Raw genomic sequence first — 22,905 nt, 5'->3', positions numbered from 1 at the left:
CCCGGCGATGACGACCAAGAGCTCCTCGCTGAACAAGGTCTTCGCCGACCTTCCCGTCACCATCTTCGAGGCGATGTCGCAGGCCGCGCGCGACAACAACGCCATCAATCTCGGCCAGGGCTTCCCTGACGATCCCGGCCCCGAGGACATCCGCCGCGCCGCCGCCGACGCCTCGCTCAACGGCTACAACCAGTATCCGTCGATGATGGGCATCCCGGAGCTGCGCCAGGCGATCGCGACCCATTACGGCCACTGGCACGGCCTCAAGCTCGATCCGATGAGCGAGGTGATGGTGACCTCCGGCGGCACCGAGGCGCTGACCTCGGCGATCCTGTCGGTGGTGCAGCCCGGCGACGAGGTGGTCTGCTTCCAGCCGGTCTATGATTCCTACCTGCCGATCATCCGCCAGGCCGGCGGCATTCCGCGGCTCGTACGTCTTGAGCCTCCGCATTGGCGGCTGAATGAGGACATGCTGAAAAGCGTCTTCAATTCAAAGACCAAGGCGGTGCTGTTCAACAATCCTCTGAATCCGTCCGCGGTGGTCTATCCGCGCGAGGACCTTGAGCTGCTGGCGCGCTACTGCCAGGAGTTCGACGTCATCGCGATCTGCGACGAGGTCTGGGAGCACGTCACCTTCGACGAGCACAAGCACATCCCGCTGATCACCATCCCCGGCATGCGCGACCGCACCATCAAGGTCGGTTCGGCCGGCAAGATCTTCTCGCTGACCGGTTGGAAGATCGGCTTCGTCTGCGCCGCGCCGCCGCTGTTGCGCGTCGCGGCCAAGGTGCACCAGTTCCTGACCTTCACCACCGCGCCGAACCTGCAGGCCGCCGTTGCCTACGGCCTCGGCAAGCCGGACGAGTACTTCCTGTCGATGCGGAAGGATCTGACCCGGAGCAGGGACCGCCTGACCAAGGGGCTGGAGAGCCTCGGCTTCCCCGTGCTGAAGTCGCAGGGCACCTACTTCCTCACCGTCGACCTGTCGCCGCTCGGGCTCAACGAGAGCGATGCCGAGTTCTGCTGGCGCATCGTCAAGGACTACAAGGTCGCGGCGATCCCAGTCTCGGCGTTCTACGAGCAGGACCCGGTGACCTCGGTGGTGCGCTTCTGCTTCGCCAAGAAGGACCAGACGCTCGACACCGCGCTGGAGCGGCTGTCGGACGCGATCCGCGGACGCAAGAGGTAGACCGAGATGATGAACGTCAGCCGCTCCAGCCTTTGCCTTGGTTTTGCAATCGCCGCAGCGCTGACGTTGATGTCGCCTCCCGCAGGGGCCGAGGAGCGCGTCGTCAACTTCTACAACTGGTCGAACTACATGGCGCCCGACGTCCTCGAGGCCTTCACCAAGGAGACCGGCATCAAGGTGGTCTACGACACCTTCGACGCCAACGAGACGCTGGAGACGCGCCTGATGGCCGGCAAGTCCGGCTATGACGTCGTGGTGCCCACGGCGTACTTCCTGCAGCGCCAGATCAAGGCGAACATCTTCCAGAAGCTCGACAAGTCGAAGCTGCCGAACCTTAGCCATGCCTGGCCGATGGTGACCAAGAATCTTTCGACCTACGATCCCGGCAACGACTTTGCCGCGAACTACATGTGGGGCACGACGGGCATCGGCTACAACGTCGCCAAGCTGAAGCAGATCCTCGGACCCGACGCGAAGATCGACAGCTGGGACATCGTCTTCAAGCCGGAGAACCTGGCAAAATTCAAAGACTGCGGCGTGCACATGCTCGACTCCGCCGACGACATCTTTCCGGCGGCGCTGAACTATCTCGGGCTCGATCCGAACTCGACCAAGCAGGCCGACCTCGAAAAGGCCGCCGATGTCGTCGCAAAGGTCCGACCGTTCGTACGAAAATTTCACTCCTCCGAATATCTGAGCGCGCTCGCGACCGGCGAGATCTGCTTCGTGGTCGGCTGGTCCGGCGACATCATGCAGGCCCGCGCGCGCGCGGCGGAAGCCAAAAGCGGCGTCGAGATCGGCTACGCGATCCCGAAGGAGGGCGCGCAGATGTTCTTCGACAATCTCGCGATCCCCGCGGATGCCAAGAACGTCAAGGAAGCCTACGAGCTGATCAACTATCTCTACCGCCCCGACGTCGCCGCCAAGAACTCGGACTTCCTGTCCTACGCCAACGGCAACCTCGCCAGCCAGAAGCTGGTCGATCCGAAGATCCTGGGTGACAAGAACATCTATCCGGACGACGCCACGCTCGCAAAACTGTTCGTCATCACCGCCCGCGATCCCGCCACCCAGCGGATCATCAACCGGCTCTGGACCAAGGTGAAGACCGGGCGCTAGTCGTTGCGGCGACCGCTCCGCAACGCGATTCCGCAAAACAACCCCATGCACAGTAGAACCGCGGCGTGCGAGTTGCCGGTCATTTGACACGTCGGGCAAAACAGGAGCAGAACAATATCCTGCCGCCTGCCGAGCCCAGCACGATGATGTTCATTGTCGGGATTGCGGAAAGCTGATATCGCTGACGGCCTCGCGTGACTGGCGACATCGGATGGAGCACCATCGGGAAGCGCGGGGTATCTGCCGCTCGCCTGGGCGATTGGGGGACAAACCCGATCAAAATGCTTCATCTGGAGCTGCCCATGCTGACGTCGATCAAAATCACCGGACTTCAGACTTACGGCTATCACGGTCTGTTCGAGGAAGAGCGAAAGCTCGGACAAAAATTCAGTTTTGATATTTTTGCCGATCTGCAGGAGGTCCGGACCCACCTTAGCGACGATCTGGATTCGTCGGTGCGGTATGACGCCGTCGTCGACGAGGCCGTGCAGATTGCAGGGTCCGGCAAATTCCAGACCCTCGAAGCGCTCGGCGAGACGATCGCTGCAGGACTGCTGCGACGCTTCGACATGATGGACAGTGTGACGGTCGCCGTTGCGAAATCGTCGCCGCCGATTGCTCATGCGATCAACCAGGTCGGCGTCCAGGTCAGTCTTCGCCGCGCCGAGCTCGCCGGCGCCTGACGCTCTACCACGCGTAACGCACCACGCCCTTGCCGGCGTACGACCGCGTCACGCTGGAGAATTCGCCTTCGAAGCTTGTCGACGCCGACCAGCCGTTGAGCCATTTCATCTCCGCAGAGGCGGTGGTGAGGGCGGAATCTGCGGCCAGTCGTGCACCGCCGACGACGAAGCTCGCGCCGGGCAACGTCTGGAACGTCGCGGCGACGCTGCGATCGGGATTGAAATCGTGCGCCCAGGCAGCGCGGCCGCGCAGCGTGAGGATGCCGTCCGGCAGGGCAAAGGATTTGTCGGTGCGCAAGCCAAGCTCACTGCGCGTGTCGGTCACGCTCTTGGCCGCGTAGGCGAGGGCGAACGTGTTGTTTCCGGAGACGACGGATTCTGCATACGCGGGCAGGTCGAACCTCGTGACCTGGCCGGCGGCATAGGGCGTGAGGCCAACGCCACTGGTCCAGGGGGCGATGAAGCGATAACCGCCCTCGATGCGGCCGCTCCACGCATTGGCGTTGAACTCGGCGCGCAGGCGATCGATGCCAGCGGCCGTCACGGTGCGATCGGTGGTGACGTCCTGCCAGCCATAGGCCAGCACGGCGGTGATGTAGGCCGCGCCCACATTGTGGCGCAGGAAGGCGCCGGCCTGGAACAGATCCGAGCGGCCCCCGCCGAGCCCGCTCACGTTGAAGCTGGTGCCGCCGCCAGCGAGCGCGAAGCCGGCGATGGTGTTCGGCGAGAAGCGATAGTCGGCGCCGACAGCGGTGCCGTAGAGGCTGCTCGTTGTGCTGTTCGAGCCCAGCACGGCATTGCCGCTGGTGCTCTGCGAGCCGCCAAAGGCCGCAGCCCAGACGTTCCAGCGCTGATCGAAGGCAGGCTCCCCGGGAGCCTTGCGCGGCATGCTGGCCAAGGCATCACGCGCATCGCCGCTGCGCGCTGCGTCTGCGAGCGAGGCGCTTTCCTCGGCGAACGGCACCGCGCTGGCGCCGCCGGTGCCGCCATCGCGCCCGGCTGTGTACGGATCGGTCAGCAATCCCATGAACTGGCTCATGGCGCCGAACGTGGTCTGCTGCGATCCCGTCGCGCCCTGGCCCGAGAGTTGGGTCAGGCTGCCTGTGGAGCGCGCGACAAAGGCGGCGTTGATGCCGCCATTGGCGTCGAAGAAGTTTTGCAGCGTGGTCGCGATCGTCTTCTGGTTGGTGTTGAGGTCGGTCCGGATGCCATAGTCGAGCGCGAAATTCAGATAGGCATGGGTGGCATCATAGCTGAGGCTCGCAGCCCAACCGGCCGGTACGCCTGTTGCCGCGAGGCTGGTGAATGTCCCGGTTCGGCCGCCGCTCGCCGATACGATGGTATATTGCTTTTGAACCGTGCTGCCGGGCGCCACACTCACACCGACGCCGCCGTTGAGCGATGCCGTGCCGGAGACGTTGACCGACGTCGCCGCGTTCGTGTTGACCGTCACGAGATACAACGCGCCCGACTGGAAGGCGAGATTGCCCGCGACTGTCAACCGTGAGCCCGGCGTGCCGTTGCCGGCGACCAGGATGCCGCCGCTGGCGATCAACGTATTGCCGACGGTGCCTGTGCCGGAGAGTGCACCGCCGGCGTTCACCGTGGTCTGGCTCGAGGATGCGATCGAGCCGTCGACCTGGAGCATGCCACCGTTCACGACGGTGGTGCCGGTATAGGTGTTGGCGCCGGACAGCGTCAGCGTGCCGCTGCCAGTCTTCTCCAGATTGGCCGGACCCGCCGCGCCGCAGCCGCACGATGGGTCGGGATTGAGATTGGCGATCACGCCGCTGACCGTCGTCGAGAGGCTGTTGCTGCCGACCACTAGCGTGTTGCCGCCCCCGATGTAGTAGAAGCCGGAGCCGGCGATCGAGCCGGCCGTGATCCGGCCGTCGCCGTTCGTGCCGCTGCTCTGGCTGAAGTCGACATAGCCGGTGCCGTCGGCGATGAATTGCGCGTTGCCGCCGGTTGCATTGTTGTAGAAGCTTGTCGAGCCGCCGGAAGTGTTGGTGATGACGGCGTTGCCTGCAGTCGAAGAGAACTGAAACCAGGTCGTGCCATAATCACTGTTCGTGATCGTCGCTCCGGCCGCCGACGACTGATCATTAAACACGGTGTTGCCACTGAAGGTGTTGATGATGGTGGCAGTCCCGGCATTGGTCGCCGCGTTAAACGCGGTGTATCCATGGATGTTGTTGATCTTGGCGTTGCCGGCGCTGCTGGTATCGGTGCCCCCGAACGTGCCGAAGGTCACGCTGCCAGTATAATTATCGTTGGTCGCGTTGCTGAAATAGTTGTTGATCGTGGCGTTCCCGGCGCTGCTCGCGTTAAGGAAGGAGACACCACCCTTGTTGGTGATGGTCATCGTGCCCGCGGTCGTCGTGCCGGAGAACTCCGTGTCGCCGTTATTGGCCAGAGCCGTGATCGCCGAGGTATCGGCGTTGCGGATATAGAAGTAGGCGTTGTTGGTGACCTGGCCGGTGATGGACGCGGTGTGGGTGGCATCGCCAAGCACCAGGTTCCCGAGGCTGATTGTGGTGCCACCTGTGTAGGTGTTGGCACCGAGGAACACCACTTGGCTGAAATTGAACGAAGTATCCGCGATTATCAGCTTGCCGGCGCCGGTGCCGTCGGTGATGTTGCCGGAGATCGTCAACGTCTTGCCTTTGGCGTCGAGGAGGCTGCCGCTGGTGGACTGATCGATTTTGAAATTGTTGGCGAAGGTCACGTCGCTTGTGCCGCTGGTCTGGATCCAGACGTTTTGCAAGGTGACCGTACCGGTGCCGAACGCGCTGCCGTTGGCCACCACCACCTTGCCGCTGGCAAAGTTGATGACGCCGACTATTGTGGTGCCGCCGGAATAGGTGTTGGTGCCGGACAGGATCACGTTCCCGTTGGTGGTCTTGAGCAGCAGGCTGCCCGATTGTCCTGCCGCGTCGGCGATGTTGCCGGAATAGGTGAGGGTGTATCCGTTGGAATCGATCGTGGCGCCGGTCGCGTTGATCTGCGTGGCATTGGCGATGGTGTAGTTGCCGCCGGCCTGCAGCGTGCCGCCGTCGAAGGTCAGCGTGCCCGTGCCGATCGCCGACGAGGTGATTGCGCCAGGCGTACCCACCGTATCGACGCCGATTTGCAGCACGCTGCTGCCGCCGGCGACCCCGCAGGTGGTGCCACAGATTATAGTGCCGCCGGTGTAGGTATTGGCGCCGGACAGCACCAGCGTGCCGCCGCCATTGAGCACGATATCGCCGGCGCCGCTGATCGGCCCGGACATCGTGTTGGTGTTGCCGGCCGGAACGGTGATGCTTTGAGCGAGGGCCGGCGTGGCCAGCAATGCAGCCATCAATACGATCGCGGCGAAGCCGATGTGCCGTCTACCACTCATAACGCACCATGCCCTTGCCGGTGTAGGTCTGCGTGCTCTGCGAGAACTCGCCCTCGACCATGCCTGCGAGCGACAGGCCATTGCGCCATTTCATCTCGGCGCGACCGCCGACCAATGCGGAGTCCGCAGCCGGCTGCGCGCCGCTGACCGTGAAGGCGGCGCCGGGCAGCGTCTGGAAGACGGCGCTGACGAGGCGGTTGGTGTTGGTGTCGTGCGCCCAGGCGAGCCGGCCGCGCAGCGTGAGCACGCCGTCGTTGACCAGGATACGCTGGTCGGTGCGGGCGCCGAGTTCGGTGCGGACATTGGTGGTGTCCTGCGAGGTGTAGGACAGTGCGAACTGGTTGCTGCCGACGAGCGCGGTCTCGCCGTAGCCGGGGAGATGGAAGGTTGTCGCCTGCACCGCCGCGTAGGGCGTGACGCCAAAGCTGGAGGCGGGGATCGGTGCGAAGCGCCTGCCGGTTTCGAGGCGGCCTGAGAAGGTGCTCGCCTTGAAGTTCGCGGTGAGCTTGTCCGTGCCTGACACCGTCACGGTGCGATCGGTGGTGACGTCCTGCCAGCCATAGGCGAAGGCCGCGGAAATGTAGGCCGGGCCGAAACTGTGGCGGGCATAGAGGCCGGCCTGGAACAGATCGGCGCGGCCGCTGCCGAGGTTGTCGGACAGCGAAAAATTGTAGCCGGCGCCGCCGAGCGCGAGGCCGAGCAGCGTGTTTGGAGAGACGCGATAATCGGCGCCGACCACGGTGCCGTAGATGCGGCTGGTGGTGGTGCTCGACCCTGATGCCGCGTTGCCGTTCAGCGTGCTGGCGCCGCCATAGCCGGAGGCCCACACGCCCCAGCGGCGGTCGATGACATCTGCGCTCGCCTCGCGCGGCGTCACCGCGGCATAGGCCTCGCGCACCCTGGCGTCGCGCGGGCTGGTGGCGGCGTAGCCCAGCGTCCCGCCGTCACCGGCCGCGCCGCGCTCGCCGTCGGTGCCGCCGCCAAGCGGATCGAGCATGTTGACGAACTGCTGCGCCGCGCTGAACGCGCCCTGCGTGCTGGCCGCGCCGGGCTGGCCGGAGACCTGGCCGAGCGCGTGGTTGAGCTGCGGGTTGCCCATGTTGAGCAGCGCGTCGAAGCCGGCCGGCGGCGTTGCGCCGCCCTCGACCGCCTTGTTGATGGCGCCAGCGACGCTGCTCTGGTTGGCGCCCGTGCCCGCCGGCAGCACGATCGTGCCGGGATCGAGCACGAGATAGACGTTGTTGGCGTCGTAAGTCAGGTGCGGGTTGCGCGCGCCGGGGGAGAAGCTGCTGCTGGTGATCCCGGCGAACTGCGTGCCGCCGAACCCGCCGGTCGCGTTCAGGATGGTGTAGGTCTGCGCGCGGAAGCTGCCGGCCAAGGCGATCGCCTGCACGATGGCGCCCGTGAGTGTCGCCGTCCCCGTGACATTGGTGCGATCGGCGGCTGTCGGCGAGGCCTCTATTTGGTAGAAGCTGCCCGCCGTGAACGTCAGATTGCCGCTCACCGTCAGCGTGCCGATGGAGTTGCCGGGCGCAAGCGCGCCGCCGCTTGCAATCATGGTGTTGCCGACGATGCCGGTGCCGCCGAGCGCGCCGCCGCTGTTCACGGTGACGCCGCTCGACGCCGTGATATCGCCGTTCACCGCCAGCGTGCCGCCATCGATCGTTGTCGCGCCGGTGTAGGTGTTGACGCCCGACAGGGTCTGCCGCCCCGTACCGACCTTCACCAGTGAGGCGCCGGTGCCGCCGCCCGATCCGCCGTCAGCGAGCACGCCGGTGACATTGGCCGACAGATTGTCGCTGCCAATCGTCAACTGCTTGCCGCCAAGCTCGAACGTACCGCTTCCGGCGAGCGAGCCGGCGGTGAGCTTGTTGTCGCCATTGGGGCCGGTGCTCATCGAGAGGTCGAAAACGGCGCTGGATGTGGCGTTGGAGAGCTGCGCGTTGCCGGGCGTCGAATTGCCGTCGAACAGCACATTGCCGCTGTTGGTGATGACGGCGTTGCCGGCCGTGGCATTGCCGCTGAACACCAGCGTGCCTGCGGAAACCGTGGCGCCGGAAAAAGTTTCCGCGCCGGTCAGGGTCAGCGTGCCGGCGCCGGACTTGGTCAGCCTGCCGCCGCTGAGATCCTGGCTGAGCACGAAATTGTTGGTTGCGTCCGCAATGTCGAATGTGCCGCCGCCGGCGCCCAGATTGATGCTGCGTGCGGTGGTGTTGAATGTCGTGCCTGATATTTGGAGGGTGCCGCCGTTGAAGGTCAGGCCGCCCGCGAGGTCGCCGAGATTGGCGTCCGAGGCGACGCTGACCGTTCCGCCGGCAAAGGTGGTGCCACCGGTATAGGTGTTGGCGCCCGTTAGCGTCAGCGTGCCGGTGCCGATCTTCACCAGCGAGCCGCCGACGCCGCCGAAGTTGCCACCGTCCACGATCACGCCGCTGACGGTGGTCGACAGATTGTTTCCGCCGACTGTCAGCGCATTGGCGCCGAGGTAGAAGGTGCCGTTGCCGGCGATCGAGCCGGCGCTGAGCTTGTTGTCGCCGTTCGGGCCGGAGCTGCCGGAAAAATCGAACACGGCGTTCGGGTCGTTGTTGATGAGCTGCGCATTGCCCGCGGTCGCGTTGCCCGCGAAATAAGTGTTTCCGACGGAACCGAAGAGCCCGTTGCCGTTGTTGGTGATGACGGCATTGCCGGCCGTGCTGGTGCCATCGAAGGATAGATTATAGGCGTTGTTGATGGTCGCGCTGCTCGCCGTGCTGGCGCCATAAAAAAACATCGCGAAATTATTGGTGATGGTTGCGCTTGCTGCGGTACTCGAGGCGCTGAAGGTCAACACGCCGTTGTTGGCAATGGCTGCGTTTCCCGCCGTGCTGGTTTGGTTGAAATCGATTGAGTTGGTGTTGGTGATGCCAGCATGACCGGCCGTGCTCGAACCGTAGAAGTAGAACTGCCCGCCGTTGTTGATCGTCGCGCTGCCAGCGGTGCTGGTGTCGTAGAATAACGCGCTGTTGGTGCTTGCAAGGGTGATGGTGGCGCTGCCGGCCGTGCTGGTGCCGTGGAAACTCAACGAGCCGGCATAGCCGTTGAGGCTGATGGTGGCGCTGCCAGCCGTGCTCGAATTGTAGAAGCCGATGATGGTGCGGTCGCCGCCGGTGATGCTGGCGTTTCCGGCCGTGCTCGAGTCGTAGAAGCCGATCTGGCCATAGGTGTTGTTGGTGATGGCGGCACTGCCCGCCGTGCTCGTGCCGTAGAATATCAAGCTGCCGCTGTTGGTGATGGTGGCGCTGCCGGCCGTGCCGGTGTCGCGGAAAGTCGTAAGGCCGTTGTTGGTGATGCCAGCGCTGCCCGCCGTGCTCGAGTTGTTGAAGGCCAGGATGTTGTTGTTGGTGATGCTGGCACTGTCAGCCGTGCTGCGGTCGTAGAAGTTGACGGTGCCGGTGTTCGCGATGCTGGCCGAGCCAGCGCTGTTTGCGTTTTGGAAGATCGTGGTTCCGTCGTTGGAGATGCCAGTGATGCCGCTGGTGTCTGCGTTGACGACGCTAAACCTGCCGCTGGCGCCAACGTTGACGGTCCCCACAATGGCGCCGACGCCGCTGGCACTGCCGAGCTGTAACGTGCCGCCATTGATCGTGGTGCCGCCGGTATAGGTGTTCGCTCCCGACAGCGTCAGCGTGCCGGTGCCGGTCTTCACCAGTGAACCGCCGGTCGCGCCCGCCGCGGAGCAGGTCGGGCTCGTGCCGCAGTCGCTGATCACGCCGCTCACTTCGGTGCTCTGATTGTTGCCGCCGACAGTGAGCTCGCGTGCGCCCAGAAAGAAATTGCCCGCGCCCGCAATCGAGCCGGCGCTGAGCTTGCCGTCCCCGGCAGGGCCCGTGGATGCGGAAAAATCGACGGTGCCGGCAGTGTTGATGATGGCAGCGTTGCCGGCCGTGCTGGTGCCGGAGAAACTCAGATGGCTGTTCGTATTGTTGATGATGGTCGCGTCACCAGCCGTGCTGGCGCCGGAAAAATTCATGCCACCGTTGTTGGTGATGGTCGCGCTGCCCGCTGTACTGCTGTCCTTGAAGGACAGGTGCATGTTGTTGGTGATGGTGGCGCTGCCCGCCGAGCTCGTGTTGTTGAAGAACAGCCACCCTCCATCATCGCCATTGTAATTGACGGTGATGTGGGCGTTGCCAGCCGTGCTGGCGTCGTAGAAATTCACGCTGCCGTAGGTCGTGATGGTCGAGGTGCCCGCCGTGCTGGTGTTATAGAAATTCACCGCGCTGGTGGCATTGTCGTTGTTGATGGTGGCGCCGCCGGCCGAGCTGGCGTTGAGGAAATTAATGCTTCCGTCGATGGCGTTGATGGTGGCGCTGCCGCCATTGATGACGATGCCGGCGCCGTTGAAATTCAGGATCTGGCCGTTGGCGAAGCTGTAGTTTCCCGCCCCGGCGTTGAACGTCCAGCCGCCGACGTCCGTCGTGTTGGCTCCGTCATTGGATGGAATCGAGAGGCCGGTGGTGCTCGACGCGCCGAAGAAGGCGGTGCCCGATGGCACCGTGCCGGAGCTCCAGTTGGTGCCGCGGTCATATTTGCTGGTGCCGGGCGAGGCGAGCCAGGTCGCATCCTGCGCGCGGGCAGGGGTGGCCGGCAGCGTCCACGCCAAGGCCAGCGCCGACGATGTCAGCAGCGCGGCCCGCAGGCGGCGGGTCGCTTTGAAACAATCTTTCCCCGTCCTCACCACGTCCCCCGGCACTCGCGAGTCCTCGACGGGATTCATCGCACTGGGGTGGGAGTGGTGTCCTGATAAGGGGTTGGCTCATTTCTGAAGCTTTCTGATATTTATGTTTCAGGGAGACTTTTCGGGCTTTTTCGACACAGTTGCCCTATATGAGCCGGCCAGAGAGAGGCTTGGGGGGATCAGTTGCTTCGTTTCGCCGGCTTCGAGCTGGATCAGCAGCGCGCGGAGCTGTGCTCAGCCGATGGCGTTGCAATCAAGCTCCGGCCCAAGACCTTCGAGATGCTGCGGTTGTTCGCGACCAGCGGCGGCCGGGTGCTGAGCAAGCAGGAGCTGATGGAGGCGGTCTGGCCGAACGTGCATGTCGGCGAGGACAGCCTGTTCCAGTGCATTCGCGAGCTTCGCACCGCGCTCGGCGACGAGCGGCGGCAGCTGATCAAGCTCGCCTCCGGCGGCGGCTACCTGCTGGCGGCGGAGGTCGTGGAGGTGCCGGATGGTACGCCACAGTCCGAGCTGCCCCGGCTGGCTCCGACGGGCGGGGTTGAGCCTGAGCCGCCGGCCGAGATGGTCGCGGCGCCTGTGCGGCCGCAGCGCGCCAATTTCGGCTTGAGCCGGCAGGCCATCGTCGCTGTGGTGGCCGGGCTCTGTGCGATCGTCATGGGGCTTGCGGTGGCGGCGCCCGTGCTGAAGCCGGACCTGCTGTTCGGACGAACGCCGCCGCGCATCGTCGTGATGCCGATCGTTGATGCCAGCAACGATTCCCGCGGCGCGGTGATGGCCGCCGAGGTCACCGGCCGCCTGACGGACGGTTTTGCCAAAATCCAGAACATCAGCGTGGTGGCGCCGCGATCGGCGGCGGTGCCGGGCGGTGAAAGCGTCGCCGCGCCAGCCACATCATCCGATTACGAACTGCGCGGCGAGTTGCAGCTCGCCGATCAATCCTGGACGCTGCGGGCGCGCATCATCAAGGCTGCGACCGGCGAGGTTCAATCGGCGGTCGCGGTGTCGGTCAACGCCGAGGCGATGGACGCACAGCTTGCTCAGACGCGGCTCGCCGCAGGCGTCGGCCATGTGCTCGCGCGCCGGCTGAATGAAATTCTGGAGCCGAGTGCGTCATCGGCGCGCCGCACATCGTCGGCGGGCGGCGACAAGGTGGCCGTCGAGCAGGCGCTCGCCTCGATCAACCAGACCACGCGCGAGCGTTTTGGCGCGGCACAAACGATGCTGCAGAAGGCGCTCACCGACGATCCCGACAATGTCGATCTCGCCGTGGCGCTGGCGTCGCTGCAGATGCGCGGCATCCAGATGGTCTGGTTCGGCCCGGAGGAGGCGGTTGCGGTCGAGGCGACGGCCAATGCCACGCTCGAGCGCGCCTTGCGATTGAAGCCGAATTCCATTCCCGTGCTCGAGGCCTCCTGCCGCTTCCTCAGCGCCACCAATCATTTCGTCGAAAGTCTCGTCACCTGCGCCAAGGCGTTGAGCTTCGATCCGTGGAACGGGTCTGCGCTCTATCTGATCGGCCTCGGGCAGGTCTATCTCGGCCGCTTCGACGATGCGCTCGCGATGTTCCAGCAGGCCGATCGTTACGACACGCCGCCGGCCTCGCGCTGGACCTGGCTGCTCGGTGCAGGCATGGCGTATGTCTTGATGGGGCGCGACGAGGACGCGCTGCCGTGGCTGCAGCGCTCGATCGCGATCACGCCGGGGACCGGCCGCTCGCACTTCCTGCTCGCCGCCGCCTATCAGCGAACGGGCCGGTTCGAGGAGGCGAGGGCGGCGATTGCGGAAGGACTGAAATTGCGGCCCGGCACGACGCGGCTCAGCGTCTGGCCGCCGATGAAGAATGCAAGTCCGATCTGTATCGCAGCCTGGGAGCGCGTCGTGCAGGCCGAGGTCGACGCAGGATTGCCGGACCAGTAGGGGCGCGACGCCCGTGCCTCCTCATGTCAGGGCCCCGCGATTTCGACGTCATGCGAATAATCATATGATATAATTGTTATCGTCCTGTAATGATCGATAAATACGTCAGGCGCGGGGATGGCATCAGATCGTCGAGCACGTCCTCACCCGTGTGCAGAAGCGCCGGGTGGATTCAGCACGCCAGGATCTGGAGCCTGCTCAGATGACGTCCTCGCCATCCTCAACCTTCTGGAAATACGCGGCCCTCAGCGCTGCCCTGTTGCCGGCCGCCGCGCGCGCTGATTCCATTCCGTCGACGCCGCCGGTGAATTTCACCAACAGCTCCACCGCGTCGGTCGGATCGACGATCGTCAACCTGCTGGATTCCTACGCCCGTCTCATGCTCACCGATCCCAAGCTGCGCAACGGTGTGGGTGTGATGGAGCAGAACTATCAGACCGTCATCAGGATGACGCAGGAGCGGACGCCGGCGCAGACGCTGGCCGCGGTTCACGACGACCGGACGTCGCAGCCCTACAGCGTACTCAACGGCCTCGGCCCGCTGACCTCGTACTTCATGACGGGCATTGGCTCGTCCACGACGGCGACGCCGCCCGCGAGCCTGACGCCGACCTCGTATCAGCTGACCACGCTGCAGGACTATGATGCCAGCGCACACGGCATCAATTATCTCAACAGCGCGACCATCGGCTTTGCGACCTTCGGCGACGGCAGCGCGACGCCGCTGGCCGATGCCGCAAACTTCCTCAACAACACCATCCGCGCCAACGCCTCGACCGAACCGCCGAAGCGCACGTTCGAGCGTTACATGGGCTCCACGACACCGGTCGTGAATCCCGCGTCCATCACCGCCGGTGTGATCAGCCCGCTCGACTCGCGTTACGGCAACTACAATGCCGTGAGCAACAAGGCAGGCCTGACGGATGCGGACACGGCGCAGTTCGTCGTTCCCACTTATTTCAGCAGCTTTGCCGTCCCGGTGGCCTATTACAACACCGTCAACTGGGTGCGTGGCTTCACCGCGACGCCGGCGCTCGTGGCCGCTCATGGTGGCACTTCGATCACGGTCCCCAATGTCGGAAGCTACGACGCCGCGGGCAATTTCACGCCGACGCAGTTCATGGCGGGCGACTACGTCCCGGGCATCGGCACGGCGCCCCGTCCGTTCCGGCTCTCCACCAAGGTCAACGTCCCGACGCTGCTCTGGCAGATCGCGAACGGCACCAACCCCTATGGCGACGGCGCCTTCGTCAGCGGCCACACCAACCTTGCCTACAACCAGGCGCTCGGGCTGGCCTTCCTGGTGCCGCAGCAATATGAGAGCCTCCTGGTCCGCGCTTCCGACCTCGGCAACAATCGCATCTTCGCAGGCATGCATTCGCCGCTCGATGTGATCGGCGGCCGCATCGAGGCGACCGCGATCGTCGCGACCAACATCTACGCCGCGCTCTATGGCCCGTATGGCAACCGGCTGGACTGGACCAATTCCGCCAACGCATCCGCCTATGCGATCTATCTGGCCCATACCAAGACCCAGAAATATCTGGCGCAGTCGTGCGGGACGAGCACGGTGGAAGATTGCCTCAAGCGGATCGGTGGTGGTCACGACGGCGATCACGACCATCACGACGGCGGCGACCGTCATGACGGGCGGGATCGCGACCGCGACGACCGCAACGGGCCCGACTGCAATCTCGATCCCGATGATGCGAGGGGCTACACCTATCGCATGACCTACGGGCTCGCTTTGGCGACGTCGATGAAGTTGCCGGAGGTCGTCCCCGTGCAGGCGCAGGTGCTGCTGCTGACCCGCTTCCCCTATGCCACCGATCAGCAGCGGACCGAGATCCTGCGGGCCACGGCGCTGCCGGCCGGCTTCGCACTGCTCGACGGCAACACCTGGGACGGCTGGGGCCGGCTCAACCTCTACGCCGCGGTCAAGGGCCAGGACTCGTTCTTCCGCGCCGTCCGCGCTGCAACGACGCGTTGAGATCCGAAGTCTGGGGCTCGGGATCGTGAGCGGTCCCGAGCTTCGTGGCATTGGGAAAGCCGGACCCTCACCCTGAGGAGCGCGCTGTTGCGCGCGTCTCGAAGGGCGAGGCCACCGGCCGGGCCTGCATCCTTCGAGGCGCCGCTACGCGGCTCCTCAGGATGAGGAACTTGCAGTCTGGATTACTTCGCTTCGCTCGCAATGACGGAGTAAGTCAGCGCCACCGCCGATGCAGCCAGAGCCATTGCTCGGGATGCTCGCGCACCCAGCCTTCCACCACATTGGTGATCGCCTGGGTCGTGCCCTGGATGTCGATCTTGCCGTCGGCGTCGCGCACCGGCGGAATCTCTTCCGTCAGTTCGGCGCGGAAGCGAAAGCCGGGCAGGCGGATGATGCGCACGCCGTGAATCGGGCACTCGACCTGGCGCAACAGGCGCGCCAGCATCGGGTTGGCGCGGGTCTTGCGGCCGAAGAAGGTGACCTCGACGCCTCCGGTGAGATACTGGTCGATCAGCATGGCGACGTGCTTGCCATCCTGCAGCGCCTGCGCGAGCCGCAGCGGCGCATCGCGCCCCGCCGGGATCAGCGTGCCCATGTTGACCTGGCGCATCTCCTGGATGATGCGGTCGGCGGAGGCGATGTTCGGCCGGCGGTAGAGGATCGCGGCATCGAGCCCATGCGCGGGGGCGGCGAGCGCGGGCAATTCCCAGTTGGCCAGATGCGAGGCGAAGATCAGCGCCGGCTTGCCGTCGTCCCTGATCTGGTCGTACAGCTCGATGGTGCGCGGCAGCAGCTCGATCCGGCTGTTTTCCGGATGGGCGCGATCGTAGTCCCAGACATGATCGATATGGGCGAACTCGGCGCCGACGCGGCCGAGATTGTCCCACACGCCCATCAGGATCTGCTCGATCTCCTCCGGCGACTTCTCCGGAAACGCCGCGGTGAGATTGGCGCGGCCGATGCGGTGTTCGCGCAGGCGCGGGCCGATCTTCTGAGTGACGCGCGCGAAAAAGTCCGAGGTCTTGACCGGATCGAAATAACGCGTGGTCTTGAGCATGCCGACGGTGGCGGCGCCGATGAGGCTGCCACCGATCGATTTGGCTGCATTCCGCGCGCGAATCTTCGTGCTGAGGGAAAGCAGCGCCATGCGTCCGGTCAGGCCGGTTCGCGGGTCAGGATCAGCGAGGCGTTCTGGCCGCCGAAGCCGAACGAGTTCGACATCACCGCAGTGACGCGGGCGTCGCGCGCCTTGTTGCCGACGACGTCGAACAGGATCGTGGGATCCGGATTGTCGTAGTTGATGGTCGGCGGAATGCGCTGATGCTCGAGCGTGAGCAGCGAGAAGATCGCCTCGACCGCGCCCGCGGCCGAGATGGTGTGGCCGACCATCGACTTGTTGGAGGTGACCGGGATCTTCTGCAGGAGATCGCCGAACACGGCCGATGTCGTGTTGTACTCCATCTTGTCGTTTTCAGGCGTCGCGGTGCCGTGCGCGTTGATGTGGTCGATCTGGTCCGGCGTCATGCCGGCATCGGCCAGCGTCTTGTTCATGCAGCCGATGATCGGCTTGCCGTCGGGCGACGAGCGGGTGCGATGAAAGGAATCGGTGAGCTCGCCGCAGCCGGCGATCACGCCGAGGATCTTTGCGCCACGCGCGGTCGCCGCTTCGTAGCTCTCCAGCACCAGGGCGCCAGCGCCTTCGGCCATGACAAAGCCGTCGCGGTTCTTGGAGAAGGGACGGGAGGCCGCCTGCGGCGGATCGTTCTGCGTCGACAGCGCCGACAGCAGCGAGAAGCGCACCAGCGCTTCCGGATTCACGGTGCCGTCGGTGGCGACGCACAGCGCGGCATCGGTCTCGCCGCGACGGATCGCTTCGACACCGAGCTGGATCGAGGTGGCTCCGGACGCGCACGCCGTCGACAGCGAGATCGGCGAACCCTTGGTGCCGAAGGTCTCGGCGAGGTGGGCTGCGACCGAGCCGAACATGAAGCGGTGATGATAGGCGTTGTACTTGCCGCCGCCGGAGATGCGCAGCAGATCGTCATAGTTGAAGTCGGGCGCGCCGACGGCGCGGCCGAGCTCGCGGCGCTGCGGCCATTCGACTTCGACCGGTGCGACCGCGAGGAAGAGCGGACCCGGGAAATCGCCCTTGGCGCCGATGCCGGCCTGCTCAAGGGCTTCCTGGGTGACGAGCTCAGCCATCCGCTCGGACAGGCCGGTGGAGGAGAACGGATCGACGCTGACGAAGTCGACCGTGCCGGCCATCGTGGTCTTCAGGCCGTCGATCGGAAAGCGCGTGATGGTGCGGATGCCGGATTCGCCGGCGACGAGCTTCGACCAATTGTCGGCCTTGCCGGCGCCGAGCGAGGTCGTGATGCCCATGCCGGTAACGACGACAACGGGACGCCCGAGTTTGTCGCGTGGTGCAGTCATGTCGATCGTCCCCCGATAGAGCTAGTCAATCGCCTCGACCAGCGCCATGCCTTCGCCGCGCCAGTGTCCGGCTCCCACCACAACGATCTGGGTGGGCGCACCCTGCATTTCAACCTCGGTCCCGGTCGAATCGTTCGGCGGGAACAGCGCGCCGCGCGAGATCGAGAGCGCCGCGAGCGCAATGCCGAGCGGGAATTGCGTTTCCATGGTGTGGCCGAACATCGTGCCGGTCGCGCGCACCGGGAAATCGCCGTGCTTCTTCAGGAAGCCGCGCTCCTCCGACGTCGCCGGCTCCGCGCCGGTCGCGCCCGAGATGATCGCGCCCTTGCCATCGCGCTTGGGCAGCTTGTCCCAAAGCTTCTCCAGCGTCGCTTCCATGTCGCCGGATTGCTTGCGGCGGGCGAGATCCGTCACCACGCTCGACAGTTTTGCGTACGGTTTGGCGCCGCGCGCTTCCGCGTGTGGCTTCGATTCCAGCACCAGGAAGGCGCCGGCCGAGCCGAGCGCGAAGCCGGCGTGGTCCTTGCGTGCCCACACCGGAGCGAACTTGTCCTTCAGATTGAAGTCACCGAATTCGTAGAGGACCATGAGGTCCTTGCGCTCGCCATTATGCGAGCCGCCGACCAGCGCGATGTCGCTCTCGCCCGAGGCGATGCGCGACAGCGCGATGCGGGCGGCATCGGCGCCCGCAACCTCTTCGCCCATGAAGGTGCGCGAGGTGCCGCCGAGACCGTTGACGATGGCAATGTTGCCGGCGAGCAGATTGGAGAGCTGCGCCAGGAACAGCGTCGGGCGGAGATCGCTCATCAGCCGCTCGTTGAGGAAGCCCGGCGCATTGGCGCCCTTGGCCTCGGCGGTGAGCACGCCGGTGTCGACGTTGAGGTCGCGCTCGCCGCCGCCGGCGGCGACCACCATGTCGATTTTCGACAGGATGTCCTTGTTGCCCTTGATGCCGGCCGAGTCGAGCGCCAGGCCCGCGGCGTAGACGCCGATGCGCTGCCAGGCTTCCATCTGGCGCTGGTCGCCCTTCTTGGGGATCTGGCTGTCGAAGGTAACAGGCAGCAGCGGGTGCACGATGAAGGGCGCAAAGCCCTTTTCGTCGACATTGATGCGCTTCTCGGACAGCGCGGCCCAGTTGGCGTCGAGACCTTCGCCGAGCGAGGTGGCAAGACCAATGCCGGTGATCCAGACTTCCGTCTGGCCGGGCTTCGAAGCGGTGTCAGTCATGGCGAGACGGCCTGTTGCGGAAAGCCGACGCGGGCTGCGACCGCGTCCATGTATCCGCGCATATCCGCATTGGGGAACGGAATCAGCGTGAAGGTGAGGGTCGAATTCGCACGCAGCTTGCCGCCGACCCTGATCTTGGCCTCGGTCATCGCATAGCCCGAGCCCTCATGGGCCACGCTCGCCTCGAGGGTCATCAGGTCGCCCGGAAACACCGAACCGCGCACCTTGGCTTCCTTCACCGCGGCGAGAATCGGCATGCGCTCGAACTTGAGCACGCCAAGCAGCAGAAAGCCCGAGGCCTGCGCCATCGATTCGATCAGCAGCACGCCGGGCATCAAGGGATAGCCCGGGAAGTGCCCCTCGAAGACAGTGCTCTCCTGGGGAACCTGGGCCTCGACGACGATCGTCTTCTCGTCGACCTTGAGGTCGACGATGCGATCGATCATGTGGAAGTATTCGAGTTGCATGACCGCCCGATTAGGCGCTCGCGCCCTTGGCGGCAACCAGTTCGTCGATGCGCGCGCACAGGTTCTTCAGCACGAAATACTGCTCGGTGGTCGCCTTGCCGTCGTTGACTTCCTGGGTCCACTTTTCCAGCGGCAGCTTGATGCCGAACTGCTTGTCGATCGCGAACGCGATGTCCAGGAAATCGAGGCTGTCGATACCGAGGTCGTCGATGGCATGGCTATCCGGCGTGATCGTGTCGCGCGGGATGTCGCAGGTTTCAGCGATGATCGTAGCGACCTGATCGAATGTGGAAGACATCACTAAGCCTTTGATATATTGCTGGTATTTGTCAGATATCCCAGAGTGGCACGGTGGGTGGGCGTCGCGCCCCGAATGACGCCCTCTAACCCCCCTCTGGACGGGTCGGAAGCCCGTATATCGGAGCGCCGCCCTGAGTTCAATGGAGCCGGACAGGGGTGGGGACAGGCCTGGGGATGCCGGTCCGGAGCCGTTTCCGCCGGGGACGGTGCTTCGGGGGCCGGGCCGGGCCTAGATGTGCGGGGTCGTGATCTTGACGCAGTCCCGGCGGCCCATCATCACGCAATCCTGGGTCCGGCGGAGGTCGGCGATGCTGACGGCGAGCCAGATCCCGATCGCGGTCAGCGCGATGGTGAAGGCGAGCGCGGCGATGTTGGCGAGCATGCGATGGCGGAAGTCATCCGGCTGCTCGCGCGGCTGCTCGTAGCGGGACAGGTCCAGCGGTTCGGGGGCCGCATGCACGTGCAGCGGCTGGACCACGCCACTGCCGCGGCGGACCACCGGGGAAGGCGTCGTGCGCGGCCTGAACTGGAGCACCCTGTGCTCATCGTCCGAGGTTATGGGCCGCTGGGATTTCATGGGGCGGGGATTACTCCGAAGCAGCGATTTTTAGATAGCATAGGCGACACAGGGGTTGCAGAAAATCTTCTCACCGCGCACGTGCATTGCGCATTCGCATTATCATCGTCTGAGCATTTTTCGCCCGCCGTCTTCCGCGCCGCGAACGAGCGTCGGAGCGGCTTGTCATCCCGGTGTCAGGGCCGCGGGTTGCGCTGCAACAATCGCTTGGACAATGGCGCCTGGCGCTGCGAACGCATGTTGCCGCCGCAGGGCCCATGGCATAATCGGGAACCCTGACCCGCCTTCGCAACCACAAGCTTTGGCAACCAACTGAGAGGCCTCGATCATGACCCCCAACGCACGCGAGCCGAGAGTGCACCCGGTGCCGATCCTGTCGCTTCGACCAACGCAGATGACGGTCGGCATGCGCGAGGTCAAGGAGAAGCGCAAGCGCTGGCGCGAGCACGACAAGAAGAAGCAGTCCGATCTGCTCGGCACCCACATGATCCCTGTCGTCTACGGACCTGACGGACGTTACTACGTGATCGACCATCACCATCTCGGCCGCGCGCTGCACGACGAGGGCATCAAGCAGGTGCTGGTGACGGTTGTCGGCGATCTCCGCATGGTCGAGCGCGAGGCGTTCTGGGGCGTGATGGACAACAAGCGCTGGGTCTATCCTTACGACAGCAAGGGCGAGCGTCGCCCCTTCCGCGATCTGCCGAAATCGGTCGTCGACCTCAAGGACGATCCGTTCCGCAGCCTTGCCGGCGAGCTCCGCCGCATGGGCGGCTTCGCCAAGGACACCACGCCGTTCTCCGAATTTCTGTGGGCCGATTTCCTGCGCCGCAAGCTGACGCGCAAGGCGGTCGATGCCAATTTCGACAAGGCGCTCGAGAAAGCTCTGGCCGCGGCCAAGAGCAAGGACGCAGTCTATCTGCCCGGCTGGTGCGGCCCGGCATCGGACGATTGAGGCGCGCCCGCTTGCATCAGTCGCGCTGGAAGATCTTGGCGCCGGGGTAGACACGCCGGGCGTAAGTGACGACCAGCGCGCGGTCCTGGGTTTCCAGGAAGGGCGTGCGGATCCGACTCGATCCGACGATGAGGTGCCACAGACCATTGAGCCTTTCGATGACGATTTTCATCTGACTATTCCTCGAACACTCTGCAATCGAGCAAATGCTGCTCGTCGCGGCCGTCTTGCGATTCATGATCGTGATCGCGGGCGTGAAATTCCCCGCTCGTGCTGGCCGCAAAACGACAGCGATACTTATGAGTTGGTTACGACTTGCGGTCCGGTAAGCCGAATCCGATCACAGCCGCTTGAGCGAAATCATTTTCCGCGCCGACGAAACCGTCCTGAAACAGAGCCATCCCACCAATAGGGGTATCGAGCTCACACAGGAGGCGAACATGCGCCGTATGGTTTTCGCAATTGCCTTGCTCGCGGTGGCTTCGGTCGGAATCTCGGCTTCGTTTGCCGCAGTCCACCAGGCCAGGACACTGACCTTCGCGGAGCGCTTCGCGCCGGCGCTTCCGCTGATGGACAAGCACTAGCATTGGCGTGCTTTGCGGCCTCGGGCCGCGCCGATTATTTCGGAGCCTCCGGAGCGGGTGAGGATAACGCGCGCTCCATCTCGGAGGCGGCTTCGCCGTCGCGGACCTTCTGCAACATCGCGTGACGCTCTGCGCCGGGCGGCAGTTTCTTTGCCGCGGCACGCGCGTCCTGTGTGAACTTGTCCAGGCGTTCCTGAAGGGACAGGGCGGGACGCGTTCGGTTGCGCTTTTTGGTCATGGTTTGCCCTTTCGAGCGCCAAGCCAACCATGTGCAGCCAATTCGCGTCCTTAACTTTTGTTGGAACCGGGCTGGTGGATTGCGGGTTTTTATCCCGACGGCGCTGCGGCGCCATGAGTTCCATCTCCACGACCGGAGCAAACGACGTGCCCAGCGACGCGATCCGCGCGGCGCTCATCAAGCGCCTGCGCATCTCGTCCGCGATCGCGGACGAGGACATCAGCGAGATCGAAGCCCTTCCGATTTCGGTGCGGCAGTACCCCGCCGAAACGGCGGTGGTGCGCGACGGCGAGCGCGCGACCGACTGCTGCCTGATCGCCGACGGATTCTGCGCGCGTTCCAAGACGATCGCAAACGGCAAGCGGCAGATCCTTTCGCTCCACATCCCCGGCGAGATTCCGGACCTGATGAGCCTGTTCCTGCACGTGATGGACCATGATTTGTCGACGCTGACGCCGGCGACGCTCGGCTTCATCAGCCACGAGACGCTGCAAAAGCTGCATCGCCGCAGGCCTGTCGTCGCCGAGCTGTTCTGGCGCGACACGCTGATCGATGCCGCGATGTTTCGCGAATGGATCGTCAATGTCGGCCAGCGTCCTGCGCCGGCGCGGCTCGCCCATGTCATGATCGAATTGCGCGAGCGCCTGAGGATCATCGGGCGCGTCGACGGGGCGAGTTTCGAGATGCCGCTGACCCAGGAGCAGATCGGCGAAGCGCTCGGGATTACCGCAGTTCACGCCAACCGCGTCATCAAGCAATTGCGCCAGGAAGGGATCGTCGAGTTCCATCGGGGCCACGCCACCGTGCTCGACGAACGGAAATTTTTGGAACTCGCCGATTTCGACGACCGTTATTTGCACCAGTCGCCAACCCTTTGAGGCGCCGATGCCCCGATTTCATTTCGACATCCACGAGAACGGCCGCTTCATTCGCGATGAGACTGGGCAGGACTTCGCCAACGCGGAAGGCGCGCGCAAGGAGGCGGTGCTCACCGGCGTGTCCATAGCTCGCGACGCGTTCGTTGCCGGCACGGCCCATCATGTCGTCGTGGATGTCCGGGAAAGCCAGCACGACCCGTGTCTCAAGGTGTCGATCACGCTCGAGGTCGAGGAGGCCTGAAGCAG

At 64.6% G+C, this 22,905-nt stretch carries 19 protein-coding genes and 1 riboswitch; of the genes, 9 read left to right on the top strand and 10 right to left on the bottom strand.

Going from position 1 to position 22,905, the window contains the following annotated elements:
* Positions 1-7 precede the first annotated feature (7 nt).
* The 3 genes from QA645_RS26205 (at position 8) to folB (ending at position 2,991) form a co-directional block, all read left to right on the top strand.
* Positions 8-1,189 (top strand): aminotransferase, encoded by a 1,182-nt coding sequence (locus tag QA645_RS26205; protein ID WP_283044441.1) that lies wholly within the window; start codon positions 8-10, stop codon positions 1,187-1,189.
* Between the two features lie 69 nt (positions 1,190-1,258).
* Positions 1,259-2,308, top strand: coding sequence for a polyamine ABC transporter substrate-binding protein (locus QA645_RS26200; RefSeq protein WP_283053336.1), 1,050 nt, complete (start codon positions 1,259-1,261; stop codon positions 2,306-2,308).
* A gap of 184 nt (positions 2,309-2,492) precedes the next feature.
* Positions 2,493-2,572, top strand: a riboswitch (ZMP/ZTP riboswitch).
* A 38-nt stretch (positions 2,573-2,610) separates the two neighbouring features.
* Positions 2,611-2,991 carry a dihydroneopterin aldolase gene (gene folB / locus QA645_RS26195; RefSeq protein WP_254193168.1) on the top strand — a complete coding sequence of 127 codons (381 nt, stop codon included), beginning with the start codon at positions 2,611-2,613 and terminating at the stop codon, positions 2,989-2,991.
* Positions 2,992-2,995: 4 nt separating this feature from the next.
* Here folB and QA645_RS26190 read toward each other — a convergent pair whose 3' ends face one another.
* Positions 2,996-6,334 carry an autotransporter domain-containing protein gene (locus QA645_RS26190; RefSeq protein WP_283044440.1) on the bottom strand — a complete coding sequence of 1,113 codons (3,339 nt, stop codon included), beginning with the start codon at positions 6,332-6,334 and terminating at the stop codon, positions 2,996-2,998.
* A 31-nt stretch (positions 6,335-6,365) separates the two neighbouring features.
* Positions 6,366-11,093: an autotransporter domain-containing protein gene (locus QA645_RS26185; protein WP_283044439.1), complete on the bottom strand. Its 4,728-nt coding sequence runs from the start codon at positions 11,091-11,093 to the stop codon at positions 6,366-6,368.
* Between the two features lie 183 nt (positions 11,094-11,276).
* Here QA645_RS26185 and QA645_RS26180 point away from each other — a divergent pair, with 183 nt between their 5' ends.
* Entirely contained in the window at positions 11,277-13,010 is a 1,734-nt protein-coding gene (locus QA645_RS26180) for a winged helix-turn-helix domain-containing protein (protein WP_283044438.1), read from the top strand.
* Between the two features lie 202 nt (positions 13,011-13,212).
* On the top strand, positions 13,213-15,000 hold the full coding sequence (locus QA645_RS26175; protein ID WP_283044437.1) for a phosphatase PAP2 family protein: 1,788 nt from the start codon (positions 13,213-13,215) through the stop codon (positions 14,998-15,000).
* Positions 15,001-15,214: 214 nt separating this feature from the next.
* On the opposite strand, the gene QA645_RS26170 is transcribed toward QA645_RS26175, so the two are convergent.
* From QA645_RS26170 to QA645_RS26145, 6 genes are all read right to left on the bottom strand, one after another.
* On the bottom strand, positions 15,215-16,147 hold the full coding sequence (locus QA645_RS26170) for a lipid A biosynthesis lauroyl acyltransferase (RefSeq protein ID WP_254130722.1): 933 nt from the start codon (positions 16,145-16,147) through the stop codon (positions 15,215-15,217).
* 8 nt (positions 16,148-16,155) lie between these two features.
* Positions 16,156-17,433, bottom strand: a complete 1,278-nt coding sequence (locus QA645_RS26165) for a beta-ketoacyl-ACP synthase (protein WP_254130723.1) — start codon at positions 17,431-17,433, stop codon at positions 16,156-16,158.
* Between the two features lie 21 nt (positions 17,434-17,454).
* Positions 17,455-18,660 (bottom strand): beta-ketoacyl-ACP synthase, encoded by a 1,206-nt coding sequence (locus tag QA645_RS26160; RefSeq protein WP_283044436.1) that lies wholly within the window; start codon positions 18,658-18,660, stop codon positions 17,455-17,457.
* Positions 18,657-19,127, bottom strand: coding sequence for a 3-hydroxyacyl-ACP dehydratase FabZ family protein (locus QA645_RS26155; protein WP_254130725.1), 471 nt, complete (start codon positions 19,125-19,127; stop codon positions 18,657-18,659). Before QA645_RS26155 ends, QA645_RS26160 begins: the two co-directional genes overlap by 4 nt.
* Before the next feature lie 10 nt (positions 19,128-19,137).
* Complete coding sequence (locus tag QA645_RS26150; protein WP_007592476.1) at positions 19,138-19,425, bottom strand: acyl carrier protein; 288 nt, start codon at positions 19,423-19,425, stop codon at positions 19,138-19,140.
* 231 nt (positions 19,426-19,656) lie between these two features.
* Positions 19,657-20,004, bottom strand: a complete 348-nt coding sequence (locus QA645_RS26145) for a hypothetical protein (protein ID WP_283044435.1) — start codon at positions 20,002-20,004, stop codon at positions 19,657-19,659.
* Positions 20,005-20,332: 328 nt separating this feature from the next.
* Between QA645_RS26145 and QA645_RS26140 the strand changes: the two genes are divergently transcribed.
* Entirely contained in the window at positions 20,333-20,959 is a 627-nt protein-coding gene (locus QA645_RS26140) for a ParB-like protein (RefSeq protein WP_254130727.1), read from the top strand.
* Positions 20,960-20,975: 16 nt separating this feature from the next.
* Here QA645_RS26140 and QA645_RS26135 read toward each other — a convergent pair whose 3' ends face one another.
* Entirely contained in the window at positions 20,976-21,131 is a 156-nt protein-coding gene (locus QA645_RS26135) for a hypothetical protein (protein ID WP_254130728.1), read from the bottom strand.
* Between the two features lie 268 nt (positions 21,132-21,399).
* Between QA645_RS26135 and QA645_RS26130 the strand changes: the two genes are divergently transcribed.
* Positions 21,400-21,543 (top strand): hypothetical protein, encoded by a 144-nt coding sequence (locus QA645_RS26130; RefSeq protein WP_254130729.1) that lies wholly within the window; start codon positions 21,400-21,402, stop codon positions 21,541-21,543.
* A 34-nt stretch (positions 21,544-21,577) separates the two neighbouring features.
* Here the strand turns inward: QA645_RS26130 and QA645_RS26125 are convergent, their stop codons facing one another.
* Positions 21,578-21,781 carry a hypothetical protein gene (locus QA645_RS26125; RefSeq protein ID WP_283044434.1) on the bottom strand — a complete coding sequence of 68 codons (204 nt, stop codon included), beginning with the start codon at positions 21,779-21,781 and terminating at the stop codon, positions 21,578-21,580.
* Between the two features lie 113 nt (positions 21,782-21,894).
* On the opposite strand from QA645_RS26125, the gene QA645_RS26120 reads away from it, so the two are divergent.
* Entirely contained in the window at positions 21,895-22,659 is a 765-nt protein-coding gene (locus tag QA645_RS26120; RefSeq protein ID WP_254193175.1) for a Crp/Fnr family transcriptional regulator, read from the top strand.
* Positions 22,660-22,666: 7 nt separating this feature from the next.
* Positions 22,667-22,900 carry a hypothetical protein gene (locus tag QA645_RS26115; protein ID WP_254130732.1) on the top strand — a complete coding sequence of 78 codons (234 nt, stop codon included), beginning with the start codon at positions 22,667-22,669 and terminating at the stop codon, positions 22,898-22,900.
* The last annotated feature ends 5 nt before the right edge of the window (positions 22,901-22,905 follow it).

The organism is Bradyrhizobium sp. CIAT3101, from assembly GCF_029714945.1.
Taxonomy (GTDB): Bacteria; Pseudomonadota; Alphaproteobacteria; order Rhizobiales; family Xanthobacteraceae; genus Bradyrhizobium.
Note: the sequence above shows the minus strand (reverse complement) of the source record. Positions and strands in the feature narration are given on the sequence as shown.